The sequence below is a fragment of the Legionella sp. genome, assembly GCF_047605385.1.
Classification (GTDB): domain Bacteria; phylum Pseudomonadota; class Gammaproteobacteria; order Legionellales; family Legionellaceae; genus Legionella.
Window position 1 is genome coordinate 1 of record NZ_JASGFU010000072.1, and the last position, 11,386, is coordinate 11,386.

An 11,386-nucleotide genomic window follows, 5' to 3' on the forward strand; every position below is an offset into this window, starting at 1 on the left:
ATTGCTTTCCAGAACTTGCTACCGAATAAAATGAAGTCGCTTCGCGACACTATTTTAATCCCCCTCACCCTTGATCCCTCTCCCCCACGCTGCGCGCGGTGGAGAAGGGAAGCCCGGTGAGCTCAATTAAATACCTGGGGAGTTACATTAAAAGGAATATTATATTGAATTAATTACTCTGCGTTAATAATTCTTTAGCGTGAGAACGAGTCTGTTCAGTAATGGTCAGGCCACCTAGCATCCGTGCAATTTCATCTATTTTTTCCGAGGTTTGCAATAAAGAAATATGGGTATAGGTTTGAGTATTATCGCTTTGTTTTTCAACCATAAAATGATTATGGGCTGAAGCTGCAACTTGTGGTTGATGGGTCACGCAAAAAACTTGCAAACGTTCACCAAGCTTACGTAGCATTTGCCCAACTAAAGCTGCTGTAGCACCACCAATACCCACATCAACTTCATCAAATAATAAGGTCGGTGTTGTACCTTTTTGCGCGGTAATCATTTGAATGGCTAAGCCGATACGCGATAATTCGCCGCCAGAAGCAATTTTGCTAAGGGAGTCAGGCTGCATGCCGGGGTTAGTACATACTTTATATTCGACTTTATCGAAACCATGTACCTGAATTTTATCTAAAGGCGATAATTCAATGTCGACCCAACCTTTGGGCATGCCTAATTTTTGAATGCTATTCGTAATTTCTTTGGCTAATTTCTGTGCCTGCGATGTACGCCTCTCTCGCAACGTTAAAGCGGCGGTTTCATAATGTATTAGCATTTGGCGATGTTGCTGCTGTAAATCAGCTAATCGTTCTTCATTGCTCTGTAAACTATCAAGTTCTTTTTGCAATTGCTGTATGTATTCAGGCAAGTAATTACTGTCTACATGGTATTTACGTGCCAATTGATGAATGGTGCTCATTCGTGTTTCGATTTGATGCAACCGCTCTGGATCCAAGTGAATACGTTCAGCAAATTGCTGCATTTCATCAATTGCTTCTTCACATTGAATTAACGCTCCATTAATTAATTCATAAACATTTTTGATTTGCATTTGCTCTTGAGGTAACTGATGCAATAAGTGTATTATTTGATTTAAGTAAGTACAAACATTCGGATCATCCTCTGCAGCGAGTAGCCCATGAATGTGTTGGCTATGTTGCAAATAGTCTTTAGCATGATGCAACATTTGATGCTCTTGATAGAGTGTATCAATTTCGTTTTCTTGCACATTTAATGCATGCAATTCCTCAATTTGAAATTGCAATAGCTCAATACGATCTGACTGATGTTCCTGTTTTTGTAAAATCGCAATTTCGTGCTGCAATTTCTGGCATTGCTTATAAAGATGAGCTACTTCTTCAAGCAAATGCTGATGCTTGGCATATTGATCCAATTGCTGACGGTGGGTACTATGCTGCATCAAGGCTTGATGCTGATGTTGCCCATGAATGTGAACTAATTTTTCACTAAGCTCTTTAATTTTTTGTAAAGGAAATGGCTGCCCATTAATATAGGATTTAGAACGACCTTCAGCGTAAATCACTCGGCGCAAATAAATTTCACCATCATCACAGGCAATATCATGCTCACTTAACCACTGTGCTGGTTCTGAATCCTGATGTACGTAAAAACCTGCCGTGATGTCGCATTTTTCCTGGCCTGGACGAATCACTGAAGCATCGGCACGCTCACCTAGCGCTAACATTAACGCGTCAATCATGATCGATTTGCCGGCTCCAGTTTCTCCCGTAAACGCGGTCATGCCATGAGTAAAATCAAGTTCCAAGAATTGCACAATGGCAAATTGTTCGATGCACAAGGTGGTGAGCATGATTTATCCCTGATGTTTGGATTCCCAACCAAGCTTAGATCGTAATGTATCATAATAGTGATAATCAAGAGGGTGTAATAATCTAAGTTGATGACTGTCTTTTTGAATCGCTACTTTTTGTCCTGGCTTCACCATTCGCGACTCATGACCATCGCAACTAACTTGCAATTCAGCTTCATTACACTCACTGATGTGCAATTCAATTTTTGACTCACCATCAATGACTAAGGGACGAGAACTCAAGCTATGAGAAAACATAGGAACTAAAACAATCGCATTTAATTGTGGATGCATGATTGGTCCACCAGCAGATAAGGCATAAGCAGTGGAACCCGTTGGCGTTGATAAAATCATTCCATCGGAACGATAATGACTGACTAATTGCTCATTAATATGTACGGAAAATTCAATAAGATGAGTTTCATTACCTCGAGATAACACCACATCATTCACCGCATCCCCTTCAAAATAGGTAGTATTTTCATCATAGATGCGCGTATGCAGTAGAAAACGTTTTTCTTCTTTATATTGCCCTGCTAATACCGCACTGAGTTGCGTTTCGATATCATGTGGCAAAATATCGGTGAGAAATCCTAAGCGACCGCGATTAATACCAATTACTGGTGTATCTACTTTGGTCGCCATGCGAGCAGCAGAAAGTAAACTGCCATCGCCACCGATGACAATGATCAAATCATTTTTGTCACCCATTTCATTTTTAGTTAAAACAGGCAATTGCTCGTCAAATCCCAACAAGGTATCTACATCCTGATACACTTTAACGTTTTGTTTTTCCAAAAACTCAACCAAGCGATGTAAGCTTTCACTTACCCCTTGGTTTGCTCGGTGCTGACGTGCATATAAAATAACGCGTTTAAATTTACTCTTCACTATTGGCTCGCGATGCTTTCTTGCGCTCATGTTCTTTTAATGCTTTTTTGCGAATGCGAATTGATTGTGGAGTTACCTCAACTAATTCATCATCATCAATAAACTCTAATGCTTGCTCCAATGTTAATTTCACCGGCGGCGTTAAAATAATATTTTCATCTGTACCTGATGCACGCATATTGGTTAATTGTTTTTCTTTAGTGACATTCACTACCAAATCATTATCACGTGCGTGAATACCAACTATCATTCCTTCATAGCATACTGTTTGTGGTTCTACAAATAAACGACCACGTTCTTGTAAGTTAAATAAAGCAAACGCGCGCGCGGTTCCCTGACAATTAGCAATCAATACGCCATTAGCACGCTTGCCAATCCGTGCTTTAATTGCCGGACCATAATGGTCATAGACGTGATACATTAAGCCAGTGCCAGAAGTTGATGATAAAAATTCATTATGAAATCCAATAAGACCCCGTGTTGGCACAATATAATCAAGACGCACACGACCTTTGCCATCAGGAACCATATCTTGCATTTCGCCACGGCGCTCACCAAGTTTTTCCATGATGGTGCCTTGATGTGTTTCTTCAACATCGACAGTCAAACGCTCATAGGGTTCTTGTTGCTCACCTTCTACTTCACGAATAATTACTTCTGGTTTACTGATTGCTAATTCATAGCCTTCACGACGCATGGTTTCGATAAGAATTGACAAATGTAATTCCCCACGTCCTGAGACGCGAAATTTATCCGGATCCTCACAATCCTCAACACGTAACGCCACATTATGCAATAATTCTGTTTCTAAACGCTCACGAATTTTACGCGAAGTAACAAACTTACCTTCTTGACCCGCAAAAGGCGAATCATTAACTTGGAAGGTCATGCTGATGGTTGGTTCATCAACAGAAAGTACCGGTAAACCTTCAACCATATTCGGATCACAAATCGTATCAGAAATTTTTAAGCCTTCGATTCCAGTAATTGCAATAATGTCACCAGCACTTGCCTCTTCAACTTCAACACGCTCTAAACCTTTAAAACCAAGTAATTGCAATAAACGGCCAGAACGAATATTGCCGTCTTTATCCATAATTTTTACCGGTGATTTTGCTTTTATTTGTCCACGACTGATACGACCAATGCCGATGGTTCCCACATAAGAAGAATAATCAAGAGAGCTGATTTGCATTTGGAAGGGGCCCTCAGCATCTACTTTAGGTGCTTCTACTTTTTCAACAATTGTTTGTAATAAGGCAGCCATGTCCGTAGCCTCATCGTCTACATGCAACTTGGCATAACCATTTAGGGCAGAAGCATATACTACAGGAAAATCCAGCTGTACATCTGTAGCTCCCAAGTTATCAAATAAATCAAACACTTGCTCCATAACCCAATCAGGTCTTGCTCCTGGACGGTCAATTTTATTTATGACTACAATGGGATTTAAGCCACGAGCAAATGCCTTTTGCGTCACAAAACGAGTTTGTGGCATTGGGCCATCAACCGCATCTACGAGCAATAGGACACTATCAACCATAGATAAAATTCGCTCTACTTCGCCACCAAAATCAGCATGTCCTGGGGTATCAACAATATTGATTTGGTAACCATTCCAATAAACACACGTATTTTTTGCCAAAATAGTGATGCCACGTTCTTTTTCCAAAGCATTAGAATCCATAACTCGCTCAATTTTTGGAGCACGCTCATTAAGAGTTCCCGTTTGTTGTAGTAATTTGTCGACGAGTGTGGTTTTGCCATGGTCAACGTGAGCAATAATGGCAATATTGCGAATCTTATCAATCATAAAAAGCCTTTATACGGAAAAAATAGAATATTTGTACATAGTTTTGACATTATACATCAATCAATCGCTAAAACCTATTAGCTGTTCATTTTAAAGTAAATCGAACTTCAAATGAATCACATAAACGATGTAATCACTTGATTATAATAATTTTGAAGTGAACTTGCTCACGACATTACCATTATAACTTAACGGGTCCCAAGTCAGTCATCTATCTTGACGGGGCAAAGCGAAATCCGCCGCTAAAACCACGAATTTATGAGAGACTTAGCGTCGACCTAAGCCTTTTGATGAATTTTCCTGTTCTTCTTTGTCGCTTTCTTGTTCTTCTTTATGGTTAGAAGAAACGGATTTTTTCCATTTTCCTTGAATATCTCTCGCTTTCTCACCGAGCTGTTTATCTATCTTCTGGCCTCTAAAGGCGTGAGAGGCATCTTTTAGTTGTTGAACTATATGTTGGTATTCCTTATATTTTTGTCCTAATTCATCTAGTTTATTTAGTTCTTTACTTACATCGTTGAAAATAAATTTTCCCTTTTCAACCCGTACCATATTCCCTTTTCGAGGTGGAGTTCTAGGAGGAGATATTTCAACTTGCGAAGAGTTTCCATTCTTTAATTTAGCATCAGTATATCCAGATTTGCTCTCAGTAACTGTAGAATGAAATGGTTTTTGAATAGGATGTGACTCTCTTTTGCTGGTTGTAACTTTTTGATGAGATCCTTCCAGCAAATTACCTATTTTTTGAACAAGTGATTGAACTCCCCTTGCAATTCTTTGCAAAAATCCCCAAAAAGTTGTTTTCTCTATGTTATACGAAGAGGAAGATGGTGCATTAAGCTTCTCTTTAAGAGCAGGCTTAGAGCTTATATTACCGGTTTTAAGTTTATTTTCAATTTCCAGTTTTTGTACCACTGGCGCATTGGGCACCTGTCCTTTGTTTGCCGGATTAGGAGCGACTGCCTTTCTAGGCTGAGTTTGAATTTCCTTATTCACTGTAAAATAAGGCTTCTTCTCGGGCCGTCTTTTATCCTTAATTTCCTCTCTCTTTGTTGCTTCAGGAAAGGGAACCTCATTTTCTTTTTTCTTTTTTGTTCCCAGAGAAGAAGGCTCCTTTAAAGCACGCACTCTTTCTGCTATTTCTTCGTCCTTATATTCATCATACTCTTTTCTCTTTTGTTCTAGGTTAACGTCATGTTTTATTTGTTCTAATAATAATTCCTCTTCTGATTGAGAGCTTTTTGCTGCTTTAAGGGGAGTAATATCTAAGGCGCGCAATCTTTCCGCCAGCTGCTTTCCGACTACATATTCTTCATTTTGTTCTAGGTTGATTTCATCTTTTACTTTTTTTCTTGCTGAGTTGGCAGAGCTCAGACTCATTTTATCCGAGAAAATATTATATTTTTTCTCCAATTCACTCTCTTTACGATCAAACTGTTCTAAAATAGCATCAAAAGATTGTTTGATTTGCTTATATGCAATATTGTCTAAACGCTCCAGTTCCGTTAATTTTTTTTTCCTTTCTTCAAGAGTTAGCTTGTTGTTTCCAATATCACGAATCAAATGAGATATTTTACGACTTGTATTAGGCATTTTATTTTCTCATAATAATCAAATTATACTTAATTATAGTCAATTAGTTCAAAAATTATGATTTTTAAGGGATTTGAAACATCTTTGATAATTAAAGGAGTCTATTTCAAAAGTTATACAAAGGTTTGTTCAAATGCATCATTGCCCACTATCAACTAGACTAAGTAATTTGTTATTATTGTGATTTTGTACTATGTACTCAACGCCTTATAGTTTAGATTTAAGAAAACGAGCAGTATCAGCGGCACGAAGTAGAATAAAAAAGAGCGACGATACACTATTTAATAATGAATAACAATGATTTTTGTCTTTACGCTTACTGTGCTCTTGGTAAGCGACATTATGAAGCCCATCCTGGTAAACTATGCAATAAGTCCATACTTGCGCTCATTTCTTGCTAATTTAGGTTGTACGATAGATATTTCGTTGCATGATATTCCTTTATTCTACTATTAATTTATTGAGAATACGTGCAGGTACTCCAACAGCCGTTTCTCCATTTTTAATGTTTGAAATAATAACCGTACCCGCACCAACAATCACTTTATCACCAATTGCCATTTCTGGTATGACTTTACAACCAATCCCAAGAAAGCTCTGAGAACCAACTAAGACATTTCCCGCAAGTGCGCATTGTGGGGCAATATGAGCTGCTCTACCAACATGACAGTCATGATCAATAGTTGCTCCGGTGTTAATAATGGCTAAATCTGCAATTCTGGTTTGTGCATTGATAACTGCACCCGCCATAATTGCGATACCTAAACCTAAATGTGTACTAGGAGAAATAATTGCTTGCGGGCTAATCGCATTCACTAATTGATACCCATAATTCAGAGCAAGAGTGGCCAAACGTTCCCTTAAGTAGTTTGATCCAATAGCAATAAATATTCTTGAATATCCTTCCTCACGCAAAGATTTCATGTGATGATCACCTTGCATCACTGGAATGCCTAAACAAACTGAAGCGCTGCCTTCATTTCCAATACAATGACTTACTCTCTCCCTCATTGCGTGTAATAGTTCAATGCAAACTTTAGCATGACCACCAGCACCAACAACAATGATGTCTTTTTTCATAAGGATATGCTTACAAAATTAAATCGTGTGAATAATAACAAGAATACTCGCAGAGTACATCATTTCCTCATTCTTTTTTCTGATTTGAAAACATTAAGTTTGATTATAATGATACCTTTTTCAATTATTCCTTAACGCATTACTAAGTTAATGCCCTTCTTACAGAATTAACAAACATTTGCTAGACTAAATACTGAGAGGCTTAAAAAAATGGGGGCAGTAATGAAAAAATTAATTTTACATCCCACCGACATTAGCCAATGGCATGCTTTAGTCAATGAGGCGCAAGGAGTAACGCGACTCATATTAAATGAAACTACAGAAAGTTATCTTGTTTTTTTATTAATGCGCTTTTCTCAAGGTCCCAAACTTATTGAATCCATCGTCGCACTTGATTTTTTAGAGTCCATGCACCGATCTCGTCCAATGCAATTACAATTGATGCGTGATGTAGGAGACAAAAGTTTACTTTTTTGTGGTTTATTTCCTGGAATTGCTGAACGACGTCATGTAAAGCTCAGTTATTTTTCTGACCTAGGGCAAGCAGCCTATTTAACCGTAAGTGAAATGGAAGAAAAATCATCTGCTAATTTATATATGCAATTAAGCGAGCAATTCGGCAACTTGCAGCAAATATTGCAAGCAATGCGCAACGAATATTTACAAATAAATCAAGTTAATTGTGAATTTTTATCGACGGTGCAATTCCCCATACAATAAAATATCGGTCGGATCATATGCCTTTCGACCGACCGACAAACACACTTAAATCTAGATTTTATGAAACAGCATCGCGACATCAATTGGATCAAAAAGATATTCCGAGTTGCAAAAATCACAACGGATGTCGATAACGCCTTGTTCTTCAAGTAAGTCTTTTGCTTCTTTCTCACCAAGTACCGTGATCACCTGCTTCATTTTTTCTTGGCTACAACGACACTTAAACTGCGTTTTCCGACTATCAAAAATACGCACTTTGGTTTCATTATAAAGACGATAAAGCAACGTTTGATTATCTAAAGTAAGTAATTCCTCTTCGCTCACCGTTTGCCCTAATTGCACGGCATATTCCCAAAAATGTTCGCGTTGCTCCGTATCTTGACCAGGCATAAGTTGTAATAACATACCTGCTGCCGAAGTTTCATTTACTGCCAACCAAACCCGCGTAGAAATTTGCTCTGATTGTCCGAAATAATGCATCAGATTTTCACTCATAGACGTTGCTTGAATCGGTACAGCACTTTGATACGCACTGGTTTGATTATATTGATTAATTGTCATCACCATTTGCCCGGATAAAAACGCTTGCGCATAATCAATAGTTTCTAAATTTTCTTCAAATTGCGCAAAAGCTCGAACATTTAAGGTGTGTTCACACTGTACCAATAATAAAGGCAGGCGCTTATCTCCTTGAAACTGTAAATTTAAACTCCCTTCAAACTTAATACTTGATGCTAACAACAAGCAGGAAACTAAGGCTTCCCCAAGTAGATGTTTCACCATAGGAGGATAATTACGTTGCCCCATAATGGTTTGGTACGTTTTTTCTATATGCACTATTTCGCCACGAATATTTTCATGTTCGAAAATAAATCGCTGCAGGGTATCTGCTTCTTTCATAAAAAACTCAACATGTAGACTTTAAGCCTATTCTATCATATTTTTTCTTAATTTTTCTGGAGAAATGATTATCTTGAGCTATGCTTAAAAGACCCCCTAACCAAATATGAGGATAAGATCATGATTGATAAAAATCTTCTTGCGCCGTTGATCAAAACTCTTGATAAGGTAATTTTAGGTATTGAAGAACCTAAAGAAACAGATAAAAATCTTGACTTCATTGAAATTGATACGGAAGAAGAACACGATGTTGAACGTTCTATCAATTAACTGTTGATTCCCTACCCAAGAAAACGCAATAATCGCTGTTTTTGAGCGAGAACTACAAAAATGCTAAACAGCCAACAAAAGGCAGCCGTAAATTACATTGACGGACCATTGTTAGTTCTAGCTGGAGCAGGAAGCGGTAAAACACGAGTAATCACGCAAAAAATAGGCTATCTGATAAATACCTGCGGTTATGTAGCAAGTTCAGTTTATGCAGTAACATTTACTAATAAAGCAGCCAATGAAATGCGAACTCGCGTTGCCGCAGTCCTACCAGCGGCCAATCGACGTGGCTTAAAGATCGCAACCTTTCATACCTTAGGCTTAAGCATAATCAAAAAAGATCTGGCCTTATGTAAATTAAAAAAAGGATTTTCCATTTTTGACAGCGAAGATTGCTTGCAAGTTTTACGTAATTTTTTGCCTGCGAATAAAGCAACCGAACGTGATTTTTTAGTGCAAATCCAACAACTTATTTCACGTTGGAAAAATGATTTGCTCACACCAGAACAAATCGTTCGTAATCCATCCGACGCTCCCTTATATGAAGAAGCAGCAGTGCTTTATCCTCGCTATCAGCAAGCTTTAAAATCATATAATGCCGTTGATTTTGATGATTTAATTCGCTTACCAGTATATCTTCTTACCGAACATCCACAGGTGCGAGAATATTGGCAAAATAAAATTCGTCATTTATTGGTTGATGAATATCAAGATTCAAATACCAGCCAGTACCTTTTAGTGAAACTACTCACCGGAATTCGTGCACACTTTACTGTTGTTGGTGATGACGATCAGTCTATTTATGCCTGGCGAGGGGCCAAACCAGAAAATTTAAAGCAATTACAAATCGACTATCCGCAATTAAAAATCATTAAATTAGAGCAAAATTACCGTTCAACCAATATTATTCTTAACGCAGCCAATCATTTGATCGCTAATAATGAACATCTTTTTGAGAAAAAATTATGGAGTGATCTAGGCCAAGGTGAATTATTACGCGTAGTGCGTTGTAAAGACGAAAATGACGAAGCAGAACAGGTCATTGCCGATTTAATTAGCCATAAAATGCGTGCACGTACAGAATATGGCCATTATGCCATCCTCTATCGCGGTAATCATCAGTCACGAATTTTTGAAAAAGTGTTACGCCATTATGGCTTACCTTACAAAATAAGCGGTGGTCAATCATGGTTTGCCAAAGTCGAAGTGAAGGACGCTTTTGCCTACTTAAAATTACTATGTAATGAAGCAGATGATGCAGCATTCTTGCGGGTGATTAATACTCCTAAACGCGGTATCGGCGAATCCAGTTTAGATGCATTAGGTCGATATGCTCAAAATCGTGGCATTAGTCTTTATGCTGGAGCAGATCACTTAGCATTGACTAAAACCATTGCTGATAAGCCCCGTACGGCACTATTACAATTTAAATATTGGCTTGAACACATCAAAAAACACTTAGCTTCAGGTTCCATTGTTGAACACTTGCAACAAATGATCGAAGACAGTGGTTATGAAGCGTATATTTATGAGCAATGCGATACTCCAACTAAAGCACAAAAGAAAATGGAAAACGTGTGGGAGTTGCTGGATTGGGTAGGCCGCTTATTAGCCAAAAATCCAGAGCAGACACTCACTGACGTGATTAATAAATTGATTCTTATTGATATCTTAGAACAATCTGATGAAGAAAAAAATAATGATACGGTGCAATTAATGACTTTGCATGCCTCTAAAGGTTTGGAATTTCCATTCGTTTATTTAGTCGGCATGGAAGAAGAGTTATTACCTCATCGTGTAAGTATTGATGACGAGCAAATTGAGGAAGAACGACGCCTGGCCTATGTAGGAATTACCCGTGCACAAAAAGGATTATGTTTTACTCTTGCAAATCAAAGACGACGTGGTAATGAGTTACAAGATTGTGTACCAAGTCGTTTTTTAGAAGAACTTCCAAAGCATTATCTGGAATGGTTTGGTAAAAATGTAGCACGTTGCGAAGAACGTTCTAAAACAATCGCGAAATCGCACCTGGCTGGTTTAAAAAACATGCTTAAAGACGTAACCTATTAAAGATAATCATCATCTCAGACTGTGGCAAAACCTATATTTTCAAATTCTCAAATCATTAAGGTGACGGTGTCAATGCTCTAGCATGTAACTCTGTTTTTACTTCTTGTTTTGATGAATCAACAGGGACTGGCTTCAACAGAGGAAAGCGTCCTAGAGAAGATGATTGATTTGCCAAAGTCAGTTCACTTTTTGCTTCGTTGGCAATATCATCA

Annotated in this window: 9 protein-coding genes; 3 read left to right on the forward strand and 6 right to left on the reverse strand. The window is 38.1% G+C overall.

Features of this window, described 5'->3' with window-relative positions; all coding sequences use genetic code 11:
- Nucleotides 1-169 precede the first annotated feature (169 nt).
- From recN to QM652_RS12340, 5 genes are all read right to left on the reverse strand, one after another.
- On the reverse strand, nucleotides 170-1,834 hold the full coding sequence (gene recN / locus QM652_RS12320; RefSeq protein ID WP_415076239.1) for a DNA repair protein RecN: 1,665 nt from the start codon (nucleotides 1,832-1,834) through the stop codon (nucleotides 170-172).
- A 3-nt stretch (nucleotides 1,835-1,837) separates the two neighbouring features.
- On the reverse strand, nucleotides 1,838-2,725 hold the full coding sequence (locus QM652_RS12325; protein WP_415076255.1) for an NAD(+) kinase: 888 nt from the start codon (nucleotides 2,723-2,725) through the stop codon (nucleotides 1,838-1,840).
- Entirely contained in the window at nucleotides 2,715-4,538 is a 1,824-nt protein-coding gene (gene typA, locus QM652_RS12330; RefSeq protein ID WP_415076241.1) for a translational GTPase TypA, read from the reverse strand. The genes QM652_RS12325 and typA overlap by 11 nt, the downstream gene beginning before the upstream one ends.
- Before the next feature lie 267 nt (nucleotides 4,539-4,805).
- Nucleotides 4,806-6,131, reverse strand: coding sequence for a hypothetical protein (locus tag QM652_RS12335; RefSeq protein ID WP_415076243.1), 1,326 nt, complete (start codon nucleotides 6,129-6,131; stop codon nucleotides 4,806-4,808).
- 441 nt (nucleotides 6,132-6,572) lie between these two features.
- Entirely contained in the window at nucleotides 6,573-7,211 is a 639-nt protein-coding gene (locus QM652_RS12340; RefSeq protein WP_415076245.1) for an acetyltransferase, read from the reverse strand.
- A gap of 222 nt (nucleotides 7,212-7,433) precedes the next feature.
- Between QM652_RS12340 and QM652_RS12345 the strand changes: the two genes are divergently transcribed.
- On the forward strand, nucleotides 7,434-7,931 hold the full coding sequence (locus QM652_RS12345; protein ID WP_415076247.1) for a hypothetical protein: 498 nt from the start codon (nucleotides 7,434-7,436) through the stop codon (nucleotides 7,929-7,931).
- 51 nt (nucleotides 7,932-7,982) lie between these two features.
- Here QM652_RS12345 and hslO read toward each other — a convergent pair whose 3' ends face one another.
- Nucleotides 7,983-8,831: an Hsp33 family molecular chaperone HslO gene (gene hslO / locus QM652_RS12350; RefSeq protein WP_415076249.1), complete on the reverse strand. Its 849-nt coding sequence runs from the start codon at nucleotides 8,829-8,831 to the stop codon at nucleotides 7,983-7,985.
- Between the two features lie 120 nt (nucleotides 8,832-8,951).
- Between hslO and QM652_RS12355 the strand changes: the two genes are divergently transcribed.
- Together QM652_RS12355 and QM652_RS12360 are read left to right on the forward strand one after the other, a co-directional pair.
- Complete coding sequence (locus QM652_RS12355; protein ID WP_415076251.1) at nucleotides 8,952-9,101, forward strand: hypothetical protein; 150 nt, start codon at nucleotides 8,952-8,954, stop codon at nucleotides 9,099-9,101.
- 60 nt (nucleotides 9,102-9,161) lie between these two features.
- Entirely contained in the window at nucleotides 9,162-11,174 is a 2,013-nt protein-coding gene (locus tag QM652_RS12360; protein ID WP_415076253.1) for a UvrD-helicase domain-containing protein, read from the forward strand.
- The last annotated feature ends 212 nt before the right edge of the window (nucleotides 11,175-11,386 follow it).